At 43.5% G+C, this 21,219-nt stretch carries 24 protein-coding genes; 6 read left to right on the plus strand and 18 right to left on the minus strand.

Annotated features, from left to right (window positions below; translation table 11 throughout):
* Positions 1–9 precede the first annotated feature (9 nt).
* Positions 10–1,404: an alpha-L-fucosidase gene (locus tag HX021_RS13380; RefSeq protein ID WP_286590905.1), complete on the plus strand. Its 1,395-nt coding sequence runs from the start codon at positions 10–12 to the stop codon at positions 1,402–1,404.
* A gap of 131 nt (positions 1,405–1,535) precedes the next feature.
* Here the strand turns inward: HX021_RS13380 and HX021_RS13385 are convergent, their stop codons facing one another.
* Complete coding sequence (locus tag HX021_RS13385) at positions 1,536–2,672, minus strand: helix-turn-helix transcriptional regulator (protein WP_286590906.1); 1,137 nt, start codon at positions 2,670–2,672, stop codon at positions 1,536–1,538.
* Positions 2,673–2,710: 38 nt separating this feature from the next.
* Here HX021_RS13385 and HX021_RS13390 point away from each other — a divergent pair, with 38 nt between their 5' ends.
* Both HX021_RS13390 and HX021_RS13395 read left to right on the plus strand, forming a co-directional pair.
* Positions 2,711–5,164, plus strand: a complete 2,454-nt coding sequence (locus HX021_RS13390; RefSeq protein WP_286590907.1) for a TonB-dependent receptor — start codon at positions 2,711–2,713, stop codon at positions 5,162–5,164.
* A 2-nt stretch (positions 5,165–5,166) separates the two neighbouring features.
* Complete coding sequence (locus HX021_RS13395; RefSeq protein ID WP_286590908.1) at positions 5,167–6,330, plus strand: PepSY-associated TM helix domain-containing protein; 1,164 nt, start codon at positions 5,167–5,169, stop codon at positions 6,328–6,330.
* A 29-nt stretch (positions 6,331–6,359) separates the two neighbouring features.
* Here HX021_RS13395 and HX021_RS13400 read toward each other — a convergent pair whose 3' ends face one another.
* Both HX021_RS13400 and HX021_RS13405 read right to left on the minus strand, forming a co-directional pair.
* Complete coding sequence (locus HX021_RS13400; RefSeq protein WP_286590909.1) at positions 6,360–7,088, minus strand: pirin family protein; 729 nt, start codon at positions 7,086–7,088, stop codon at positions 6,360–6,362.
* Between the two features lie 9 nt (positions 7,089–7,097).
* Positions 7,098–7,700 carry an isochorismatase family protein gene (locus HX021_RS13405; protein ID WP_286590910.1) on the minus strand — a complete coding sequence of 201 codons (603 nt, stop codon included), beginning with the start codon at positions 7,698–7,700 and terminating at the stop codon, positions 7,098–7,100.
* A gap of 129 nt (positions 7,701–7,829) precedes the next feature.
* Here HX021_RS13405 and HX021_RS13410 point away from each other — a divergent pair, with 129 nt between their 5' ends.
* Positions 7,830–8,147 (plus strand): winged helix-turn-helix transcriptional regulator, encoded by a 318-nt coding sequence (locus tag HX021_RS13410; protein WP_286590911.1) that lies wholly within the window; start codon positions 7,830–7,832, stop codon positions 8,145–8,147.
* Positions 8,148–8,445: 298 nt separating this feature from the next.
* On the opposite strand, the gene HX021_RS13415 is transcribed toward HX021_RS13410, so the two are convergent.
* The 14 genes from HX021_RS13415 to HX021_RS13480 all read right to left on the minus strand — a co-directional run bounded on the left by HX021_RS13415 (position 8,446) and on the right by HX021_RS13480 (position 18,386).
* Entirely contained in the window at positions 8,446–8,988 is a 543-nt protein-coding gene (locus tag HX021_RS13415; protein WP_286590912.1) for a hypothetical protein, read from the minus strand.
* Between the two features lie 463 nt (positions 8,989–9,451).
* On the minus strand, positions 9,452–9,802 hold the full coding sequence (locus tag HX021_RS13420) for a SnoaL-like domain-containing protein (RefSeq protein WP_286590913.1): 351 nt from the start codon (positions 9,800–9,802) through the stop codon (positions 9,452–9,454).
* 3 nt (positions 9,803–9,805) lie between these two features.
* Complete coding sequence (locus HX021_RS13425; RefSeq protein ID WP_286590914.1) at positions 9,806–10,303, minus strand: DoxX family protein; 498 nt, start codon at positions 10,301–10,303, stop codon at positions 9,806–9,808.
* 119 nt (positions 10,304–10,422) lie between these two features.
* Positions 10,423–11,247 carry a helix-turn-helix domain-containing protein gene (locus tag HX021_RS13430; RefSeq protein WP_286590915.1) on the minus strand — a complete coding sequence of 275 codons (825 nt, stop codon included), beginning with the start codon at positions 11,245–11,247 and terminating at the stop codon, positions 10,423–10,425.
* Positions 11,248–11,628: 381 nt separating this feature from the next.
* The gene (locus tag HX021_RS13435; RefSeq protein ID WP_286590916.1) at positions 11,629–12,051 is read right to left on the minus strand and encodes a hypothetical protein; all 423 of its coding nucleotides are present in this window, start codon (positions 12,049–12,051) and stop codon (positions 11,629–11,631) included.
* 94 nt (positions 12,052–12,145) lie between these two features.
* Positions 12,146–12,655, minus strand: coding sequence for a CHAP domain-containing protein (locus HX021_RS13440; RefSeq protein ID WP_286590917.1), 510 nt, complete (start codon positions 12,653–12,655; stop codon positions 12,146–12,148).
* A gap of 14 nt (positions 12,656–12,669) precedes the next feature.
* Positions 12,670–13,056, minus strand: a complete 387-nt coding sequence (locus HX021_RS13445; RefSeq protein ID WP_286590918.1) for a hypothetical protein — start codon at positions 13,054–13,056, stop codon at positions 12,670–12,672.
* 38 nt (positions 13,057–13,094) lie between these two features.
* Positions 13,095–13,634: a DUF6266 family protein gene (locus HX021_RS13450; RefSeq protein ID WP_286590919.1), complete on the minus strand. Its 540-nt coding sequence runs from the start codon at positions 13,632–13,634 to the stop codon at positions 13,095–13,097.
* 101 nt (positions 13,635–13,735) lie between these two features.
* On the minus strand, positions 13,736–14,380 hold the full coding sequence (locus HX021_RS13455) for a DUF6266 family protein (RefSeq protein WP_286590921.1): 645 nt from the start codon (positions 14,378–14,380) through the stop codon (positions 13,736–13,738).
* 598 nt (positions 14,381–14,978) lie between these two features.
* Positions 14,979–15,287: a MerR family transcriptional regulator gene (locus tag HX021_RS13460; protein ID WP_286590922.1), complete on the minus strand. Its 309-nt coding sequence runs from the start codon at positions 15,285–15,287 to the stop codon at positions 14,979–14,981.
* A gap of 41 nt (positions 15,288–15,328) precedes the next feature.
* Positions 15,329–16,081 carry a LytR/AlgR family response regulator transcription factor gene (locus HX021_RS13465; protein WP_286590923.1) on the minus strand — a complete coding sequence of 251 codons (753 nt, stop codon included), beginning with the start codon at positions 16,079–16,081 and terminating at the stop codon, positions 15,329–15,331.
* Positions 16,082–16,114: 33 nt separating this feature from the next.
* A complete protein-coding gene (locus HX021_RS13470; RefSeq protein WP_286590924.1) occupies positions 16,115–17,176 on the minus strand; it encodes a histidine kinase in 1,062 nt (353 codons plus the stop codon).
* 23 nt (positions 17,177–17,199) lie between these two features.
* Positions 17,200–18,180, minus strand: coding sequence for a hypothetical protein (locus HX021_RS13475; RefSeq protein ID WP_286590925.1), 981 nt, complete (start codon positions 18,178–18,180; stop codon positions 17,200–17,202).
* Between the two features lie 80 nt (positions 18,181–18,260).
* Complete coding sequence (locus HX021_RS13480; protein WP_286590926.1) at positions 18,261–18,386, minus strand: hypothetical protein; 126 nt, start codon at positions 18,384–18,386, stop codon at positions 18,261–18,263.
* A gap of 310 nt (positions 18,387–18,696) precedes the next feature.
* Between HX021_RS13480 and HX021_RS13485 the strand changes: the two genes are divergently transcribed.
* Both HX021_RS13485 and HX021_RS13490 read left to right on the plus strand, forming a co-directional pair.
* Entirely contained in the window at positions 18,697–19,344 is a 648-nt protein-coding gene (locus HX021_RS13485; RefSeq protein ID WP_286590927.1) for a Crp/Fnr family transcriptional regulator, read from the plus strand.
* A gap of 84 nt (positions 19,345–19,428) precedes the next feature.
* Positions 19,429–19,818, plus strand: coding sequence for a hypothetical protein (locus HX021_RS13490; protein ID WP_286590928.1), 390 nt, complete (start codon positions 19,429–19,431; stop codon positions 19,816–19,818).
* A gap of 44 nt (positions 19,819–19,862) precedes the next feature.
* Here the strand turns inward: HX021_RS13490 and HX021_RS13495 are convergent, their stop codons facing one another.
* A complete protein-coding gene (locus tag HX021_RS13495; RefSeq protein WP_286590929.1) occupies positions 19,863–21,215 on the minus strand; it encodes a RagB/SusD family nutrient uptake outer membrane protein in 1,353 nt (450 codons plus the stop codon).
* Positions 21,216–21,219: the final 4 nt, after the last annotated feature.

Below are 21,219 nucleotides of genomic sequence, written 5' to 3' on the forward strand. Positions count from 1 at the left end.
AAAGCTACGATGAAGACATTCATTTTTAAAAGAACAATCCTGCTGCTGCTATTTGCCGTGGCGGGATTGAACCTGTCCGGCCAGCCAGCCCCCTGGTTTACCGAGGGCAAATTTGGGCTGTTTCTGCACTGGGGACTTTATTCGCAGACCGCAGGCGACTGGAACGGACATCCCACCAAAGGCGGCGAACATTTTATGCTCTATGAACGGATCCCGGTCAGGACCTACGCGAAGATCGCCGACCAGTTTAACCCGACCGCCTTTGATGCCGACCGCTGGGTGCAGATGGCCCATGATGCCGGCATGAAGTATATTGTGATCACGGCCAAGCATCACGATGGCTTTTCGATGTACAATTCGGCCGTCAGTGATTATAATATCGTCCGGAGGACGCCCTGGGCCAAAGATCCTATGCTCGCCCTCGCGGCGGCCTGCAAGAAGTACGGGTTAAAGCTCTGCTTCTATTACTCCCTGGGGCGCGATTGGGCAGACCCAGATGTACCGACCAATTGGCCCACAAAAGCCGGGCGCAGCAATACCTGGGACTATCCCGATGAAGATGCCAAAGACCTGAACAAGTATGTCGAAAACAAAGTCAAACCGCAGCTCCGTGAGCTGCTGACACAGTATGGCCCCATCGGTATTATCTGGTTTGACACGCCCGAGCTGATCACCAAAAAACAGAGCCAGGAGATCCGTGATCTGATCCATGCCATCCAGCCCCAGTGTATTATCAACAGCCGCATCGGTAATGGTCTGGGCGATTATGCTGTCGTCGAGCAAACGCTGGTTTCGAAAGCACGGAAAAATTGGGAAGCTTGTATTACGATGAGCGAAAACTGGGGCTACAATAGGCATGATACAAAATGGAAAAGCCCCGAACTGCTGGTACGCAACCTGATCGAAGTGGTCAGCAAGGGCGGTAACCTCCTGCTCAATGTCGGCCCCAAAGGTGACGGCAGCTGGCCAGTAGAGAGTCAGGAAAACCTACACGCCATCGGTGCCTGGATGAAGGTCAATGGCGAGGCAATCTACGGTACGACGGTCTGGAACGGTGCACAAGCCATAACAGCGAGCGCACAAACTGCAAAGAAAGAGTCAGACAAGGAAAAGGTTGGGAAAGATGCCGTCAATGATGCGACTTCCAAGGAGATCATTGCCGACTATCGTTTTACCCAGAAAGGTAATTCAGTCTACCTCTTTGTCCGTAGCCCCTCAACAGCGAGGATAGACATTCCGGAGCTTGCCAAAAACAAACTTGCGATCAGTTCGATCAGCCTTCTGGGCAGTCCGTCGAAGGTCAAATGGACACAGGGCAGCGATCATTTAAATCTTGTTTTACCCACAGGACAAAAGAATGATATACCGATTTACGTATATAAGATTGAATCAAACCGCAACTAATCAACATCCCCGGCAATAGACTTGTCGGGGATATTTTCTATCATCCTGCCTTTAACTGATGACAATGTACAGTCACCAGATTTTGATGATTGCTCATCATGATTCTATTAACATGGCAAAAAACATAGGGCTTAACCATGCCTTCCATCTATGTTTGAAAAGCTCTGTATGGCCTTTGGTTTCACCCCAAAATGTTTCTTAAAACTCGCCGAAAAATGCGCAGGATTATTATAACCTAAAAAGCGTGAAATTTCATTTACTTGGCGGTCTCCTTGAGAAAGTAAACTTCGGGCTTTTTGCATTCTAACCTTAGTGACGTAGCCATAGATGGTCGTCCCATAGCAACGTTTAAAATATTTTTTCAAATAGTTTTCATTCGTTCCCAATTCAGCGGACAATTGTGCTAAAGAAGGCGGATCTGCTAATCTGCTTTCAATTATTTTTTTTGCCTTGGCCATCAATTTTCTCATTTCTGGACTCAGGCTATCATCCCTACAGTTTACCTTATTGCCTAGTTTATACTGATCAAATGTCCGCGCCAACAGTTCAAGGATCTTACCAAAACAAAATAGATGCTTCCATTCTTTGTCAAGCTCCAGATCAATCAATTCGGCTATAATCCTCTTTTGCTCTGCACTTATCAAGACTGAATCGTCAAACAGGATGCCCGATCGCGACTTTTCTAAAAGCCTATGAAGCTTGTCCAGGAAAGGACTTTCACGGGGCAGAAATGATTCGAATGAGGAGACCGGAATATTGACTTCGACAAAACTTTCCTCAGGTCGATGATGCCATAGTCCTAAGATCTGAGGTCCTGCAAAAAGATAACATTGGACATGGCCAGGGGAAGAATTCACCAACAGATTTCCATCTACATAATACTGTCTGTCGCTATTTAAGGCAAAAAAAACATGAATATAAGGAGCGGCATTCTCGATACAAATATAACCGTCGCTATGCGATGTTAATTCGCCATATATCATATGAATTCCCTGCGGTATGACGATCTCGGACACATCCATTTGCGAAGAATATTGCTTCAACGATTTTTTGTGAAATTGAAAAGGATGATCCACAAAGGTTCGGATATCAAAAGAATAACTGGGCGGCGTACGTGCCATTTCTCGCTCAACCTGTTCATCCAGCGACCATGAGTCACGTAGATCGGCATTATTGGAAAGGACTTTTTCTAAACTATCTGGGTACATGCCAATGTATAAAATTCCCGAATTGCATATTTTTTCTCCCACAAATATAAGTTTAATCATCTAATTTTGACGCTTTATTAAGATTAAATTTAAATAAGATGCGAAAATTACCTATGCTTGTCGCAGCAATATGGAGTCTACAACTCACACAAGCGCAAGAAAAACAGCTTCTCAATGGAACAGTCCTGGATGAAAATAATACACCACTAGCTGGGGCTACGATTACCGTACTGAAAACCAACCAGCATACCGCAACAGACAATCGTGGCCAGTTTATATTGTCTACATTAGCCAAAGGAACTTATGATATCCGAATTAATGCAATCGGTTACAAAAGCATCAAACGGAAAGTATCGATTGACCCAGCACATCCAATGACCTTATCATTTCCGATGTCTCGCGCAGAGGAATCATTACAAACCGTGGAAATTTACGGGCGCAAGGAAAAATCATATCGCAATACACAGTCCTTTATCGGAAGCAAGACCGAAACCAAATTGCGCGATCTCCCCCAATCGGTTTCGTATGCGACGAAAGAGCTTATCGCAGACCAAGGATTGATGCGTGTCGGTGAAATTGTCAAGAATTTCAGCGGCGTTAACCAGTTCACCTTCTATGATGATATTACGATCCGTGGTTTTCGGATCAATGGTGGATCCAATACGCAGCTGGTCAATGGTATGCGTACAACAACAGGATTTTGGAAACAGCCCCTGGCCAATTATCTGGAACGTGTAGAAGTATTAAAAGGTCCCTCTTCGGCCCTGTTCGGTAATGCCAGCCCTGGCGGTGTTGTCAATCGTGTTACAAAAAAACCGCTCGATGAGGCACGCAAATCGTTGCAATTTTCTGTGGGAAGTTTCAACAACCTGCGCGCCCTTGCCGACTTTACAGGCCCGATGACTAGCGATAAAACCCTGTTGTACCGCCTCAATATTGGCTATGAAAATGCGCAGAATTTTAGAGATCTACAGTTCGACAAAAACTTGGTCCTGGCACCATCATTTTCTTTTATTCCTTCAGAAAATACCCGTATCAATTTTGATATGGTCTATAACGATTCGAAATCAAGGCTCGACCGGGGGCAATCCATCTTTGCTAACGGTGATCTCTATTCAACACCTATAAGCCAATCCATGAGTACGGCCAATGATTTTCTGAATGAGCAGACCTATATGGTGACCGCTTCGCTGAATCACCGTTTCAATGAGAAGTTGAGCTTTAATGCTTCCTATATGAAAACAGGCTATGCAGAGGACCTATCGGAACATCGATCAGCCAATGCCTATGCTGTGGACGGGAAAGGAGCCAATATTGAAAATATGGTGGCGAGACAGGTTTTCATCCGCAACAGAAAACGATTTGTTGATAACATCACCGCTTTCTTCAATTACAATGTCAACACTGGTGCGCTAGCACATAAACTCATTGCCGGTTATGACTATGCGCAGGAGGTGTTACCTGTGGGTGGTTCGCAGCTGACAGCGAGCGGGTATAGAAATAAAGATAATACAGGAACCATTGCACGATTTGACCCCAAAAAAATAGGCGATTATCTGCTCGACAAAAATGGAAACCCAGTACCCAATGTATCCAGTTTTGACCTCAGCAACCCCTTGAAAAGCCAACAGTTGCAAGATGGAAGTAAATATTTTTATGCATCGACATTGGTTGCGCCGACCTATTATCATCTGCATGCGCTCTATCTACAGGACCAGCTCACCTTGGGCCCTATCCAGTTATTGCTGGGGCTTAGGTACGAGAATTACAAGGATATTGCCAATTATAAAACCGATCAGGCCGAGAATGTACACCAAGATGTTATACTGCCGCGCTTTGGAGCAGTTTATACCATCAATCCACAGATCAATCTATACGGAACCTACGTAAAAGGCTATAACCCACAAACGGCTTCGGCACTGGCAAATCCAAATGCCGGCGGACCATTTGATCCACTCGAAAATGATATGACCGAATTTGGATTAAAAACAGCCTGGCTGGACGGAAAACTTCAGGCGAGTACAGCTATCTATCAGATCAATCAGAAGAATACCCTTTACCCTACTCCTACAGCCGACAATGCAGATTTAATGGAACAGATCGGAAAAGAAAGATCTAAAGGGATAGAGTTTGACATTCAGGGCCAGATTCTCCCGCATTGGAGTGTTATTGCATCCTATGCCTACAATGACGCCAAGATCACCGAAGGTGGGAATAATGAAGAACTGAACAGACAAAAACCAAATGCGCCTCAAAATACGGCAAATATCTGGACCAGATTCTCTGTTCCTTCCGGAAAAGCAAAAGGCTTGGGCATCGGCATCGGTGCCAACTATGTAGATAAAAGAAACCTTTCCCTTAACCAGGATCAGACGATTCCATCCTACAGTTTACTGAATGCGGCCTTGTACTATACCATTGGCAAGGTACAATTGCAGGCCAACTTTAATAATATTACCAACAAAACACATTGGGTCGGAGGTTACGATTATATCCGTCTGTTCCCAGGTGCACCGCGGAATTTCCTATTTACCCTAGGCTATACATTTTAATCATGAAAGTCAAAAACATAATCTTGTTTTTACACCGCTGGATCGGATTAATTTCCGGTCTGGTGGTTTTTATCGTGAGCATTACAGGCGCTATTTTTGTTTTTGAGAAAGAACTGTTTTCCCTATTTCATCCCAGCTATGTCAAGGTAAATGTACCGGAAAAAGCATCTGTCCTTCCTCTTTCGATCTTGCAGGCAAACGCACAGCATGCCACGAGACAGCCCATTAATATTATTCGTGTGCCTGCTACAGCTGATCAGCAGGAAGCCTATATTTTTGAGTCCCTTAAACGCCGTCCCAAAAACGATATCGTGGGTGTATTTGTAAATAAAGAAATCATCTATTGGGACCGTATTTTCGTAGATCCCTACAGCGGGCGCGTTTTAGGAAAAATAGATGTGGAGACAAATTTTTTCTGGATCGTAAGGCAGATCCATCAATTTCTTTATCTCAGGCGCGACGTAGGGAGCGTGATCGTAGGTACCAGCGTCCTGCTGTTTATCATTACGCTAATTTCAGGACTTTTCCTTTGGTGGCCAAAAAACCGTAAAGTGGCTGTAAAGCGGTTAAAAATAGATTTCAGCACAAAGTGGAAGCGTCTCAACTATGATCTTCATCAAGTACTTGGCTTTTATGCATTTTTGGTCGCGATGGTCATCGCATCAACCGGTTTGGTTTGGTCCTTCAAGTGGTGGGAAACAAGCATATACTGGTTTATGGACGGTAAGCGGCCCAATACAAAAATCGAAGAACCAAAACATCAAGATAGCCAGGTGACAAAGTCCCCTGTAGCACCTTTAGACCTGATATGGTCCGACGTTGTGAAAAAATACAGCACACATCAGGGCGTTTTTATCAATTTGGTTCATGATGCCTCACAAGCTAATGTAAATATCTATACGAAAGGACATACCTGGTGGTCAGCTTCGGATGCCTATGCCTATGATCTTCGCAATGGGCGCGCATACTACAAGCGCCTACAAAATGATAAAACATTGGGCATGAAATGGCGAAACTCCAATTACGATATTCATGTTGGAAAAATAGCAGGGCTAACAGGCATGTGGATCGCATTTGTGGCTAGTTTAATCTGTGCCTCCTTGCCGGTTACAGGCTTCTACATTTGGTATGGCCGAAAATTTAAAAAGAAGAAATCGCGCTCGTAAGATTCCGACAGCCGATATTCAGTCCGGGGCTATTTCTGATTGCCGCTGTACATACCCCCATCGTAATAAGGCGCTGTCGTATCCGTAACAAATAAGACCAGTTCCGCATTGTTCTCCGTAGTGAAACTGATAGCTTCATCCTGAATAAACAAGCTTTCCCCTTTGTCAAGGCCGATTTCATTGTTTACGGCAATAGTTCCCTGAAATACATACAGGAGCAGGCCAAAATCGGGGCCGAATGTTTCAGGCAGCGCAAATGATTTTCCAGCCGTGGCCTGCATATCGTATATCCAGGTCTTGCTGCTCAGTTGGAGTCTGGTCCGCGACGCATCCGGCGAAGCGATCAGGCGCCATTGATCCACACTATGCACCTGTTCAAGTTCCTGAAAAATCACCTCAGGACGGCTATCCTTCATTCCCGGACGGATAAATATCTGTAGTCCTTCTACATTTTCCCGGACAGCCTCCTCATGGTGAAATATCTTCCCGGCCTTCATGAGCATCAACCGTCCCGGTGTAATAAATTCTTCAAAACCTTCGGAGTCCGTATGCTTGACCTTTCCCGTTCTGAAATAAGAAAGGATATCGTCATTGCTATGAGGATGCATCTTGATTACCGCCCCGGCCTGGATATTGGCCTGATCAATGCGTCCTATGCTATAATAACCAGTATCCCTGTCACCCAGGTCCAATCCCGGAAAAAGGATGGCGATATGGCTATTTCCTGTTTTTTTTGAGTTATCGATTTTCTTTAACATGATCTTTGTCTATATGAACTTTCCAATATTGGAGAATATGTCTTCAAAAAGAATCGGCATCACCTTCTGTCCATCTTCAGTCGACCAACTGTGGATCAGCTCGGCCACCAATTGATTGATGGTTGTCGTACGCACGCCGGCATCTTCCCAAGTCCGGCGGGCCACTTCATCCGCAATCTGTGTCGGAGATCCACCGGCATCAATGACCACCTGTACATCATATCCCTCTTCGGTCATCGATTGGGACGGATATACAATACAAACGTCGTGTGTAAGTCCCGCCATGATGACATTCTTGCGCCCGCCCGCAGCTTCCTCTACCGCTTTCTTAAAGTTTTCATCATTCCATGCGTTGGTGATACCTTCTCTCCTGACCCTGTTTGCATATTCTTGGGGAAGTATCTCCTGTAATTCAGGAATCAAAAGCCCCTGAGCCATTGTTTCCTGGCTACTTGTCAGAACTACCGGAATATCGAGCGCCTTTGCCAGTTTGGCTAATGTTACCGTACGGCTGACAATCATTTCTTTTGGACGGCTCACCGACCAGTTGAGTGTTCCTACCTGATGATCGATCAGTAACAACACCGTATCATTTTTCTTAAACTGTTTCATGACCATTTTTTTTGTGTTTCACACCCTATTTTCTTGTAAAGTTATTCCCTATACTTTACTTTTGCAAGTAGTTACACAAATGTACAGTAGTAACAAAAGGTAAAGAATTGAGAAATCTGAAGATCAGCCATGAAAAATAAAATAGAATTTAACTGCGTATTAAAAGATGTCTTGGAAATTGTCGGTGGCAAATGGTCAATTCCGATTATTTATGTACTGACTGACGGGACAAAAAGGTTCAAGGAACTGGAGCGGACAATACCCAATATCAATACCCGTATGTTGGTCAAGGTATTAAAGAATCTGGAGAGCGCTGATATCGTCAAACGGGTGGCCTATGCCACAGTTCCGCCGACGGTGGAATACTCACTCACCCCAAAAGGCAGAAAGCTGGAACCGATTATCTTAGATCTGCACCGATGGGGCGAAGAATATCATCAAGCCTAACGGTCCTTTGAAAATCCATCCTTACCAATCTGCATCTTGCACAGATCACGATTATTCTGCTGCAGGAATCTTCTGTAGACCACATTCGAGCCACTTCGCAGCTGACGTGAATTATTTGCTTTCCGCGAGGCTTCGTAAGGCTCATTGGCAAAAATCAGCTCATAGATCAGATTAGCAACCTCTTCCCAGCGCTGCTTGCTGCCAACCTAAAATAGATTTCCTGTTCAGTCTATAGGTTTCATCCAGATGCCGGGCTCCTCCCTTCAATGGTGGATGCTGAGGATTACCGTTATCTTGGTTACCTTCCTGACAATTTTATTTTCCCATCGCTATCAAAGTCCGTATCGTCCATCACTCTTTTTAAATTCAATGGCTTCAATGATAATCCGTCCTGCAATGTCAAGCCTGTAGCATTGACCCTAAATAATGGATAAGATAAGGGCTTTTCGCTCCATTCGAGCACAAAATGGTATCCATCCACGATCTTTTGATAGTCATCGGTCTTAATGATCAAAATATTATGAAAGGTTTGATCCGGCTTGACATTGGCTGGATCTGGCGAAAAGCCTTTAGCCTTATAGGTAGCAATAAATTTGTAATAATGATACTTGCCATTTATCGGGTTAAATATCAATTCCCGACTGTTATTTTGCTTGATCAAGCCTGAGAAATTTTCCTCAAAATCATCCAGCAATTCGTAATTAAAATCAGTATTGATCTTATTGGCGACTAGTACATAAGTCTTTTCATCTTTCCCGGAACGATCTCCCTTCGCTTGATTTTGAGCAACGGCCGAATAGCAGGTGAACAAGCCTAACAATAGGACTACTAAATATCTCATAAATCTAATTTATTAAAATTCGTGTAATATTAGCAAAAATTCCTCCGCGAGCGTATGCATTCCTTTCAACAACGAGAGGTCTCTTTCTTCGTTCATATCCGTTTCTTTTTCATGTTCATCTATTTTGGAAGGTTTTTCCTTGTCCAGCTGATTGTCGGACAAATATGCTATCCCGCCCAGGATCACCAGAAGCGATAGCCATATCCACCCGCTTTTAGACGAGGCTACGTTTGATTGGAGGCGTACGAGAAAGTAGCAGCTGACGCCCAGGCAGGGTGCTGCACCTAATGGAGGGGCAGGTATGGAGCCCTGTTTTTAAAGAAGCAAAGAAATAATAAAACCCCAACGGGAAATAATAAAACAGCAGAAAGAAATAATAAATGCCACAAATAATCAAAGCTATGGAAGCGTCCTATATACCATGTTATACTCGTTTTTCATGAGATTAACGCGATAATTCATGTTACGAAATGTAAAAATGATGTTCCTGAAATATTTTTCCATCACGCCAACGTTGAACTGATATTTGATTTGTATCAATCAAACCAAACGTTTTATGCGTAAATTTATAGTGCCAATTGCTCACGGTCAGATTTTTCTCAACGGTAATAGACCGAAGGGCTATAAATTCAATTTGAGCATGCTCTATAAAATGTTCGGTCTCTTTTACAAGGTTATTTAGCCCCACAATACTGGGGTTTGTGTTATCTGCTGATATTACATCAAGGTGGTAAAATTTATGGAGTGCTTCTAAGAAATTATAACTCTTTATTAACGAGTTGAACTCCATAACGATTTGATCAAAATTTTCCATTATTTATTTTTTTAAATTAATTTTCTTCTTTATATCCGGATTGTCGTTGTTTTTATCAATGGAACTAAAATAAACCCAAGAGATAAAAAGTATTTGAAGGGGTATCCTGTACCAGAGATAAGCAAGTCCATCGCCATCCTGACGGCCGGTTTCAATATTGATATTATTTACAGCTGCATAAATATTCGCCGGTGTAATCAGAGTCAAAAAGATTATTAAAACCCATCCGGTTATTTTCCTTAATGAAGGGAAGAATAAGGCTACCGCGCAGGCAAACTCAAACAAACCTGTCAAATAGACTATTTCTGTTTTAAATGGTATTACCGCTGGAATCATTTTCTCCATTCCGACGCTGTATATAACATGTCCAATTGATGTTACAATTAACATAGCTGACATGGCAATCTGCCCCGATTGTTTCCATAAAAATTTCCTTTTGAAAAATTTCAAAACAACAAGTGTCGCAACAAAAACAAAAATTAATGTGATCTCTGGCTCCATGAACTATTCAAATTTTGATTGTGAAAAGACCTACTATCCGGTAAGCTTTAAAACTAAGACAAAGATCAGATGAATAGAAACAGATAAATTGTACCGAACCGACATTTTTCAGTCTAACGTTAGTAAGGATGAGAGTTTAGATGATTTAAGGGGCTTTTTCCTGTAAATTGTCTAAAATGGCGATTGAAATGAGCTTGATCATAGTATCCGCTATCCAGGGCTATAGAGGTAAGCAAGTCATTCCGATGTATTGAGTTTTTCATATTTTTCAACGCCCGCTCAAATTTGATAATTTTAAGATACGTTCTCGCAGAGAATCCAGTAAGGGTTTTGAAGTTCCGTTCAAATTGTCGTTCCGAAATATGTGCCCGCTGCACAAGCTCATCTACCGTAATTTCGGCCTCGTTAGAATGGATTAATACTATACTTTGTTGCGCCTGTAAGAATTTTTTACTTGGATTCTGAATTTTTGCGCTTAAATAGGTAGAAATTATTTCGATTCGTTTGTCGAAATGAGCACTTTTCAACATGTCAGATACTAATCTATCTCCTTCTCGTCCCAGCAAGGATAGGATATCAAGGCTGCCATTGGTGAGTTCAGTAGCACATATACCGAAAAGTTCGGGCAAAACCCAGGGATAGAACCGGACACCGAAAAACGAAGTCCTATCCGAAAGTACCTGATAATTTGTATATGTCTCACTTTGTCCAACAATACTGGCTTGGTGTATAAATGATTGATCTGTACCTGATATCTTGACGTGCTCACCACAATATCTAAATAGAAATACTGGTTTTGACGTCGCAATGTAATTATAGGCGTAAGACTCCCCAGGCTCATGGTTAACCTCCACTTGCCAAAAGAAAGCAATGTAATCTCGCAGTTTACCCATCGGTTCGGCATATTTAAACATGGTCATTCTTGATTTAGCGGTATACATCATTATTATACCTCGGTTACCATCATCGTTTAGATAATCCTCAGTTGAAATATTTATAAATCGCTTTTTCTTACACAACGGCTTACTTTCATATACAGGCTATTTATTATTTCTTAAATTGTTAACCCTACAATTTTTGAGAAGCAATACGCTCGGCATTAAGCTATCTTCCCGATGTGTATTTTGTTATCATGTATTGTCTCCTTTATGCTTATTTCAACAATTACCTCTGTTATAAATTTAAGTAAATTATACTGACTTACAACATATTGAAATAATTACCCCAGCTCTTTGACGCTATTGCAATCTCGTATCCCCCATAATCTACCCGTTTAAATCCGCTATGATGCTGATGGCTGCATCATGCCCGTATAGCATAAAACACTACCTCATTGTGTGACGAGCCCGCCAAATGAGGTATAAAAGAGCCGAAAGTATGCTAATTACAACGAATAAAGAATCAAACGAAAAGGCCCGCTTATCCGGCATTGTAACCGAATCCAATGAACCTTGTTCCAGTGCATTCTTCTGACGGGCATCTAAAATTCCCTCGGCAAGGGTGCTTCGCGATTGCTGCACATACATTCGTCCCCCATGTGCACTCAGCCCACTGTCCGGGCGGAATGACAACAGACTATCCGTCCAAAAATACCAATAGGTGGATAAGCTGTCCATGTGCTTCTGATGGAAAAGCAGACGCTGCTCTTCATACTGCTTATATGAATTTTCTGATTTTTGTTCACGCTGAGATTTTTTGCTGTAGATACCACATCCCAACAGTAGAGAAACAGCGATTAAACAAGACACCTGATAGATTTTCATTTCTTTCACCTGAATATAATTTGATACAATAATTTCAGGCAGACATGTTAAGTCGTGCCTGAAATATTAATTTTAAAAATCAACCAACCCAGTTAGCTATCGCATAGACCGTTGACAGGGGGCGCCGACGTGATTCCACACGGTCATTACTGTTTCCTTCCACGGTGACCAACACACCACGCTTATATGATTTTACCAGTCCCACATGATGAATACGCCCCAGGCCAATGCTGTAAATTGCAAATAGATCAGCTGTTTTCACCGCTCCCAAAGAAATTTCACGTGGCTTGTATAATCGACGCTTTGGGAAAAGTGCCGGCGACCAAGCCGTTCTGGGCGATGGTAGTCCAGCCTGCCCATAACACCAGCTCACAAATGCCGCACACCAGGGATATCCCCCGCCCAGCCCGACGTAAGCAAGATATTCCTTCACCCGCAGACCACGATTTTCTCCCCCTTCCTCCCGGACGCCTATTTCGGCTGTCGCTATCCGGAGAATGCTATTGCGCACTTCTCCTTTTGATGGCAGATCTAAGCCATCGATCTGCAGGCTTAGCCGGTCAGACTTGCCAACGTATGGTTCATGCATTGCAGTCCTGCTGCTTAAAACAGCATTTTTAACAGCTGTAGAAAAGCAAAAAGAAAAAGAAAGAATACCGAGAAATAGAGAATAGATTGTTGCCATGAGCTCAATTGATTAAAATGATAATAAATGTCCTGCCTGTAGTATTTGAAAGGCTTCCAGAGGTATTCCTGCAGCCAAGTACAGCAGCAGATAAATACCAGGCCTGCCATCAATCCAAAATAAAGTAATGATAAGGCCCCCAGATCCAATATACCCGCTGCAGGATCCAAAAATTGCAGCGTGCTTCCGACGAATAAGAAAACAATCGCCGATAGCAGACTAATGATAGCGAGCATATATTTAGGCTCGACCACCAGCTTTTCATCGGGACCGAACCAGCCCCTTTTGATTTCTACACTGTTCATATCGTTGTGTTTTTAAATGTTAAATAATAAAATAATAATCATACACTTCCGAGATACTGACTGCGCGAATACTGAATCCGATCCCGGTCACGGAGCAGTACATACAGGTGCAGTCTAGCCTCCTGCATATAATCGGGCAGCTCCAGCAGCACACGCGATGCCGAACGGGGCACCAGCGTTTCATTGCGGACAGCGACCCGGCCTTCTTGGTCATAGGCCAGCAGCATGACCTCATCATCATGGTTTATCCTTGTGATCTCGCCACCATCGAAGTCTACCCGCAGCATTGCTGCATCCCGAATGATATGGCCGACCGTAATCCCCCGGACAGGTCCATCGGAGAGCAAGATAAGTGCAGGGTCAACAAACAGATCCGGGTACTCCCCCTTGATGGCATATTTGATGGCATGGGCCATCGCCAGGTTGCGTGCTGTCAGCCTCTTTTTTGCCTGTCGGACCCGCGGGCCAAATCCTTCTTTGATGATCGAGGCCAGGGGATACAAAAATTGGTTGGCCAGATAGAACCTGCGTTGCGTCAGCAGCTGCCCCACAGGTTTGTTTTGATTTCTTTGATTCATCTATGCTTTTTTGTTTTAATAAATGAAATGCTAACGTCAGTTGTTTAAGACCTAAAATTGGCTAAGAGCACCAAATGTGCCCTTAGCCCTTTTTTTACGCATTAGGCAAGCATAACCTCACCCAGGTAGCTACTTCTGCAGATTTTGGTCTTGGTCCGGTCCGCCATAAAATACCAGACATGCACCACATCCCCGAGCAGGTGCTCCGGCACCCCAAAGGAGACCCCAGCAGACTGTCTTGTGGGCACCGTTGGCGAGGTCATAAACTCATCTTTGGACGGATGATAACAGACCAGATACACCAGGTCGTCGTCTTTGGTTTCGTAGACAACGTTATTCTCTGGCGACCAGGACACCGTGATCTCGCCAGCATCGAATGCGACGGCTACCGTTCCGCCAGCACCATAGTTTCCATCGGCCAGCCTGATCTTGCTATAATCCAAGGTCAGATCCGGATAAACACCCTGGATCGCCTCATCCTGATTGAACTGGAATGCATAGTTGATCGGCGTGAGCCGGTCTGCGCGCTTCTGGCCAAAGCCAATCTTTAGAAAGTTGTTGATCGGCAGCAGAAAACGCATCAACGTCTTGAAGCGTGCCTGCACGATCAGCTGTGCCTCCGTATGCGGTTTGTTGCTCTTTTTATAGAGTCCTTTGATGTAATTGATACTCTTCCAACTGGCACCTATCACTGAGCCGGCCTTACCTCGAAAAGCCCCATTTGCTCCATTTACAATTGTTCCCATTTTAAAAAATTTAAAGGATTAAAAAATAAATCGCCAAGATTTTTATACCGGTATTTTCGCTTGACAGAACAAACATAAAACATTAATAAACAGAATAATAGATTACAAAACAGATTGTCCGGTGCTTGGCCGACGCTGACCTACATCTTGTCCGATGGCCGCCAAATAGCGATGCATTTTTTTGGTTATAAAAGATAATAAGAGCAGCTTTTATAGTGTCCATTCCTTAGAATAAAGCTGTACGAAAGAGCAGCAAAACAGGGAAATATGGGAGCTGCAGCACAGCAAACAAAACAGGAATAAAACAGCAAAACAGGATAAACAAATGCACAAAGAAGCACACCAAAGGAAGCCATGACTGTGGATAGCCACAGCCTATACCGCCTTTTGATTAGCCTGCTTATGACCAAATTGCGGTATGGAGCCGGCCATGACCTGGATCGCACCCACCAACGACCTAGCTGGATAGGCTCACAGTAGGCCAATGATAGGTGCCGGCCCGCTATACTGGCAGCCATAGCCTATCGTCGGGGCAAAGAAAGACCATAAATGCTGCGAAGCGAAAGCCTAAGGCCAAAACACTTCGCAGCAACCTGTACTATCCACCATTGAGATAGCGTTTGAGCCGGAGCACATCGTCTAGCTTAAAGTACTTTTTTCCGCCTTTATCACGCCGATGTACCTGGATCAAGCCCAGGTTCTGGTACCGCAGCAGCGTACGGTCCGATACGCCGACCGTATCCTTGACAAAGTCGGTATCACGCAGCTCGGGATCAATATCTTCGGGGGGAAGGCTGTCCAGCACTGCTTTTTTCAATTTTTGAATTTCATTAAAGAGTAGATGTAGGGTCCTCAGCAGATGAGCATCTGTCTTTCGGCCTGCATTGTTAAAGCATTGTTTTCTCATATTTTTAAAATGGTTAATAGGGTTAATAGGTTACATCGAGGTTAGCCTCCAAGGATATTGGAATTAATAAAGTTAAAGAAGTCGGGATACAGTTTTTTGTCGCCTACGGGGATCTTCTTTTTTGTTCCTTCGGTCATCAGTATGCCATCGGCCCCATAACTGTAAAAAAAGCTATTATTGATAATAAAGCTCTTGTGGCATTGCATAAACCACTTGACGGGCAACCTTTCTTTGACTTCCTTTAAGGAGCTGTTACAAACCGAGGTCTTATTGCCAATCTGGTGAAAGATAACATGGCCATTGCTGCTTTCCACGTAGATCACATTCTTCAGCCTCACTTCAGTACGATCGTAACGCACCGGCCCTTTGATCATAAAGTAATGGGAATAATGTTCCAACGAATCATGTCCGATAATCGGGATTAGCTTGCCAAGTGCCTCATCCACGCGGCGCAGGGCGGCATAAAATCTACTCTTGGACACCTCTTTGAGCAGTACATCAACGACATTGATATCATAGCCCGGATCCTCATATTGCCGATGAGCCGTATAAAGGATCGTTTTTAAATTTGAGCTGGGCAATGTCCGCAGAAAATCAAAGGCGTTGGTCTTCCCCAGCTCCACGTCGAGGATGATAAAATCCACTTTGTTGGCCCGCAGGAAGATTTTTGCTTCCTGTGGATTGTTAAATGTCCTGACAATATCCACATAACTGATCTCCGTCACCATCTCGAGCAGATGATCAATACATGCCTGTTGGTCATCGATGATGACACCAATCCATATTTTGCTCATATTTATCCGTTTTTAGTTCATTTATTTCCATTACTAATTCTTGAAATTCTCCACACAAAGCGTCAATTCATAGGTCTGTTCATCCTGCATTTCCGACATGGTAAAATCTTCCGCAAACAGATACTCCATGCGTTTGCGCACATTCCGCAGGCCCACCCCATGGCTCGGCAGAATCTGCCGCCCCGGGCGCTTTCTATTTTTGACACGGATCATATAGCCACTGTGTTCGACGAGGACATCAATGCTGGCGGGATGCTGCTTGTCCCAGATATCGGCATGCTTAAACAGGTTGCCGGCGAGTGTCTGTAAGGTCGTGGGAGCAATTCCGAAACGCATCAGATTGCCTGTGCAGCGCAATTGAATATAAAAAGGATCTTTTTCGATCTGTGCTTGTATGGATAGGTACTGTTGAAGCGCCGCCACTTCGTCCGACAGCAATATTTTGTTCGGTCCGTCCGCATCGTGTGCGTCCATATAGAATTTCATCAAGCGGTAGATTTCACCGATCTGACGTCCCAGCTCGGGATCCTTAGGAGCAATCTCTTTTTTCAGATGGTTAAAGATATTTCCCATCATATGCGGATGCACCTGCGCAGAGAAAGTCGTATATTGTGAGGCTTTCATATTGGATTCGGCCTCGAGCTGTTTTTCGACTGCTGCGAGTTTTTCGTTTAACTCTTTAAGCTTTCCTTTGTAATGGTAATAAACCAACGCAATCACCGTGTAATTACCATGCATCACGAGCAATGTCTGTATAAACTGCCCCCAACGAAAAGAACCTCCGGAGACCACATAAGCACCATTCACAATTTTTATCCCAAGACTTCCATATAAGAGCCAATACACCACACATCCTGAGATCACATAAAAAGTGCCCAGTACTGCCAGGGTCATGAATAGCTTTCCCCGACTAAAAAAACTCTTTAATACGAAGGAGACCACATAGAATATGATCGCACAGTAGAAGACAGTAACCGTCGCCACCGTACCTGACATTCTATCGTTGCCCAAAGCGTTAACTGCAAAAAAATAAAGCGCGTATAAAATCCAGAAACAAAAATGCCTGAACCAATTGGTTTGCAAGAGTTTATTCACAAATTATTAATATATATTTAAAATTAATAACCTAAAAATAATAACACATCCCTATCAAAACAAATCTTATCTAGAAACTTGTTTGTTACATGCAGAGGCAATGCATAGCTGAGGTAGGTAAATTTGTCGAGCAGGAGGTGCTGATCTGCATTTTTAAATAGGATAATACGCTGATCTATCCCCCATCGACTTTCGTCCGAACTTGGCGACATTGTCTTGTGCAGATAAAGCCAGGCTTCCCAAGCCTCGGGATGGCCCAACAGGACCTCTTCAAAATCCTCATAGATGACTCTGATAAAGTAATCTGTAAAATACTGACGATTCGGAAACCAGTTCACAGGGCAGTGATCCAGTGTACGGATGGTGACGGGATTATTCTCCAGCGGTATTTCGGCGATCAGAATTGTCAGGTTTTTTCCAAGCAGATGAGCCATATCCAATATACCATGCTGTACGGCTATGCGACCATTTAAAAATTGTATTTCTTTCAATTTGTACCGAGCAGCATCTTTCGCTGCACTTAGACCACCATCGAGGTAACAGAATACATGATAGCCACGATCCATCTGACGGCGTAGTTTAAAGAAGAGATAAGGATCCTCAGCCTTAAGAAATATAACTTGCTGTTGCCAGCTATCTCCGAGCTGATCCTTGTAATATTGCATCTGCTGGTCTATGATCTCTTCTGCCACAGGTATACAGAGCTTATAGCCTAGCTGGAGCAGAAAGGCTGGTACCGCCCGATAATATCCAAAATGAAAAGTCAGGATAAATCCAGGCTTCTCAGGCGGAGGAAGCCAGGAGGGCTTGCCATCAAACTGCAATCCGAAGACGTTGACTTCGGCCTGTCGATTCGAGAAATTGATCACAGCGCGATGAAGATTTTGCTGGATATCGAGGTTACAAATACCCAGAAGATGTTGCATATTGGCCGAGAAAAATACAAACTCCCGCCAATCCTTTTCAGTGTAGGCCAGCATAGCGGCTTTCCAATTAAATTGCATATAAAAATTTTAAGGTCAATAGAGAGAACATGCTGTGCCATAGAGCCATGGCACAACATGTCCATTGTTAACATTGGTTATTATGGGAATGCAATATTGCATTTCCGGTCCTCTTCCTCTTCACCCATACCAAGCATGAGGTCCTTAATGGTAAGCGGTTTTGGGTCATAGAGTCCAAACTGCGCTAATACTACTGTAATTTCCACGATATATCTCGTTCAAAAAATAAAACCATCGGCTGTTCTCGCAACAGCTTTACGGCTTCAGGCACTGAAGACTGTGGATCGATCGGCGGTAAAAATTCAACTATTATCGGAGGTACCAAAGGACAGCACCGTCATCTGCCGTTTGTCTGGCGCACATCGTTTTATGCTCGGCAAATCGCTATCAAGTTGGGTTTGATGGGAGGCAAAAGCCTTTATAAGGGTAGTTTCGTTTTTAGTTTTTAAAGATTGTAGTTTTACTACAAACCATATATTACTGAAGGTAAGCCAGATAAACTAAAAACAACACATTATGACGGATAAGCGCAGCCACAAGGCTGGACTAAAACTCTTGTTTGATTTTTGGGGAAAATATCATACAATAGACAACTTTCATTATCAGTGGGCCAAGGATAATCTCAAAGTCAAGACTGTCAAACGTGGCGAGCAACTCAGCTCAACTGATCATCGTTCGGAGATGACTTATTTTGTCGCCACCGGGCTATTGGCCCGGATTGAGGAAAATCCCAATACAGGCAAACGCAAGATTATGAGCCTCGCCATTCCCAACATGGCCCTGATGACGACCAGTCACCTTTACACGCACAATTTGCACCCGGGCAATATAGTAGCCCTCCGTTCGGGAATCATTATTGCGATTCCGCACCTCATCCTCCGGCAGTTTCAAGAAAATGAGAAATCTATCGACACGCTGATAGACGTCTTGGGCAATAAAAAGAAAAGACAGCTTGCGCTATTGAGGCGTGCCATTTTAGGCCACTCTCCTTTTGATCGCTACCTGCACTTTGCCAAGCTACTGCCCGAAATCAAGGCTGCGACTACACAGATTGAGCAGGCCGATCTACTCGGTATTTCGCGCCATACCGTACAGGAGGCGCAATATTTTCTTTTAACAGGGAAATTTCCAAAAAATAGCCCCCATAGGTCAGGCAAAAACTGATCATAGTTTATATCCAACTTTGTATTAAAGCCAGCGAAGAATGCTGGCTTAATAAAACATTTTATAAACTAAATTTTAAAGCCTATGGCAACAAAAAGAAACAGCTGGCTACGTGCCAGCGCATTAGCATTATTAGGTTTGGGTCTTGCATACGGTACCCAAAGTTTTATTGAAAAAGAGGAAGTGAAAGTAGAGCCAAACACTACAGCAACACGGGCAAACCAAACTTGGTACAACAATGAGCTCGTTGATTCGGACCCGACAAATCCAGCGAACTATGCTTTGACACCGAAATTTGAGTGTGGTGATAAGACGGAAGAAATCTGCTCCATCTCAGCCCCGGACGATGGTTCAGGTCAACCAGACATGACATATGTACAATCTTCCGGTTCAACTGTAGAAAGCGAAATTCAAGATGCAGAATCTACCTTGAATCCAAACACTACCGTACAAGCATTCCGTTCCAATCATTAAAACGACAAAGCCGGCTTTCCTTCACGAAAGCCGGTCTTCTTTCTCTATCTCGGATTTTGCAGGATGTTACTTTGAATAATCACCTCCGCCGGTATCGGATAGATATATCTTGGATCATTAGCTGGCAACTCGTACCTTTTTATTTCTCCATTGACATTGATCTCACGAAAGAGATCGACAGCATGATCGGGATCTAAATTCAAGCGTTTCAAGTCTGACCACCTTACACCACGAAATAGCATTTCCTTACGTCGTTCGTTCAATATGATGCTTAACAATTCTTTCGCATCTAACGGTTTCAATGCTTCAAAAGCTCCCTTAACAATTCTATTTTCCAACAATTTGTTGAGATCGGCCACAGCTTCAGCCCGAGCACCTAGTCGTGCATTACATTCCGCACGGATCAAATAAAGCTCATCATTTGCAAATCCAGCAAAATAAGAAGCAGACCGTCCAGAATAATATCCTTTATAAGCATATTCTGTATCGTTAATAGATTTGAAATAAACCTGTTTTCGCAAATCATCACCATCGTACAAATCATATAAAGGCTTTGGTATCCTTGCCGTACCATTATGTAGAGCGCTGCTCCCAGATATTGTAGAACCGTAGTATATCATCTCCACATTCTTTGGATTAAAAGGAAAAGCAGGTGCAGGATCGATTGCATTGAAATCCATTAAATCGGCATTTACTTTTAGACATTGATTGGCATAATATCGGGCCGATTCATAGTCTAACATGCTTAGATAGATACGAGCTAGGGCTGCATAAGCCGCACGTTTGCTTGGCCTATTGATTTCAGCCGCCTGATCTTTTAGGAAAGGAATAGCCCCTTTGATATCCTCAATAATCTGCTGATATGTTTCGTGAACAGTAGCTCGGGTAACAGGCACATTAAAATCAGAGGTCAACCGAATTGGCACCCCATAGGGACTATCTGTATCTTTATCAAATACAGGACAATATAACTGAGCGACATAAAAATGCGCCAAACCACGGACAAACATCGCTTCACCTTGGATATCAATATTTTTAACTGGCTGCAGTCGTTCTACTCCCTCCAATACAATATTAGATATCATAATCGTATTATAACAGGTTCGCCAATAACCAACATCTATAGAAAGCATATTCTTATCCCATGTATAAGCCTCCTGATAGCTTGCCTGCATTTTCCCATAATCTACATCAGTCAAGTAATAATCATCAGTCCCCAGTTCGATCAGCCCAGGATAATAGAGGTTGATCTGGGACTCAAAGTCCAAGAGCGCTCTTAGGTCCTCCTCCTTATCAGGTGTGGCCGCAGACAACTGCGGCTTTTCGTCCAGAAATTTGGCACAAGACTGGGAGAATACGCCCAGTAACACTATACCTATATACATAATATACCTCATATGC

Origin of the sequence: Sphingobacterium sp. N143, assembly GCF_030325625.1 — a bacterium.
Classification (GTDB): domain Bacteria; phylum Bacteroidota; class Bacteroidia; order Sphingobacteriales; family Sphingobacteriaceae; genus Sphingobacterium.

What these genes read in the sequence shown, in the direction of transcription:
- HX021_RS13380 (WP_286590905.1), top strand. Translation starts at nt 10, where the DNA reads ATGAAGACATTCATTTTTAAAAGAACAATCCTGCTGCTGCTATTTGCC.
- HX021_RS13385 (WP_286590906.1), bottom strand. Translation starts at nt 2,672, where the DNA reads ATGATTAAACTTATATTTGTGGGAGAAAAAATATGCAATTCGGGAATT.
- HX021_RS13390 (WP_286590907.1), top strand. Translation starts at nt 2,711, where the DNA reads ATGCGAAAATTACCTATGCTTGTCGCAGCAATATGGAGTCTACAACTC.
- HX021_RS13395 (WP_286590908.1), top strand. Translation starts at nt 5,167, where the DNA reads ATGAAAGTCAAAAACATAATCTTGTTTTTACACCGCTGGATCGGATTA.
- HX021_RS13400 (WP_286590909.1), bottom strand. Translation starts at nt 7,088, where the DNA reads ATGTTAAAGAAAATCGATAACTCAAAAAAAACAGGAAATAGCCATATC.
- HX021_RS13405 (WP_286590910.1), bottom strand. Translation starts at nt 7,700, where the DNA reads ATGAAACAGTTTAAGAAAAATGATACGGTGTTGTTACTGATCGATCAT.
- HX021_RS13410 (WP_286590911.1), top strand. Translation starts at nt 7,830, where the DNA reads ATGAAAAATAAAATAGAATTTAACTGCGTATTAAAAGATGTCTTGGAA.
- HX021_RS13415 (WP_286590912.1), bottom strand. Translation starts at nt 8,988, where the DNA reads ATGAGATATTTAGTAGTCCTATTGTTAGGCTTGTTCACCTGCTATTCG.
- HX021_RS13420 (WP_286590913.1), bottom strand. Translation starts at nt 9,802, where the DNA reads ATGGAAAATTTTGATCAAATCGTTATGGAGTTCAACTCGTTAATAAAG.
- HX021_RS13425 (WP_286590914.1), bottom strand. Translation starts at nt 10,303, where the DNA reads ATGGAGCCAGAGATCACATTAATTTTTGTTTTTGTTGCGACACTTGTT.
- HX021_RS13430 (WP_286590915.1), bottom strand. Translation starts at nt 11,247, where the DNA reads ATGATGTATACCGCTAAATCAAGAATGACCATGTTTAAATATGCCGAA.
- HX021_RS13440 (WP_286590917.1), bottom strand. Translation starts at nt 12,655, where the DNA reads ATGCATGAACCATACGTTGGCAAGTCTGACCGGCTAAGCCTGCAGATC.
- HX021_RS13445 (WP_286590918.1), bottom strand. Translation starts at nt 13,056, where the DNA reads ATGAACAGTGTAGAAATCAAAAGGGGCTGGTTCGGTCCCGATGAAAAG.
- HX021_RS13450 (WP_286590919.1), bottom strand. Translation starts at nt 13,634, where the DNA reads ATGAATCAAAGAAATCAAAACAAACCTGTGGGGCAGCTGCTGACGCAA.
- HX021_RS13455 (WP_286590921.1), bottom strand. Translation starts at nt 14,380, where the DNA reads ATGGGAACAATTGTAAATGGAGCAAATGGGGCTTTTCGAGGTAAGGCC.
- HX021_RS13460 (WP_286590922.1), bottom strand. Translation starts at nt 15,287, where the DNA reads ATGAGAAAACAATGCTTTAACAATGCAGGCCGAAAGACAGATGCTCAT.
- HX021_RS13465 (WP_286590923.1), bottom strand. Translation starts at nt 16,081, where the DNA reads ATGAGCAAAATATGGATTGGTGTCATCATCGATGACCAACAGGCATGT.
- HX021_RS13475 (WP_286590925.1), bottom strand. Translation starts at nt 18,180, where the DNA reads ATGCAATTTAATTGGAAAGCCGCTATGCTGGCCTACACTGAAAAGGAT.
- HX021_RS13485 (WP_286590927.1), top strand. Translation starts at nt 18,697, where the DNA reads ATGACGGATAAGCGCAGCCACAAGGCTGGACTAAAACTCTTGTTTGAT.
- HX021_RS13490 (WP_286590928.1), top strand. Translation starts at nt 19,429, where the DNA reads ATGGCAACAAAAAGAAACAGCTGGCTACGTGCCAGCGCATTAGCATTA.
- HX021_RS13495 (WP_286590929.1), bottom strand. Translation starts at nt 21,215, where the DNA reads ATGAGGTATATTATGTATATAGGTATAGTGTTACTGGGCGTATTCTCC.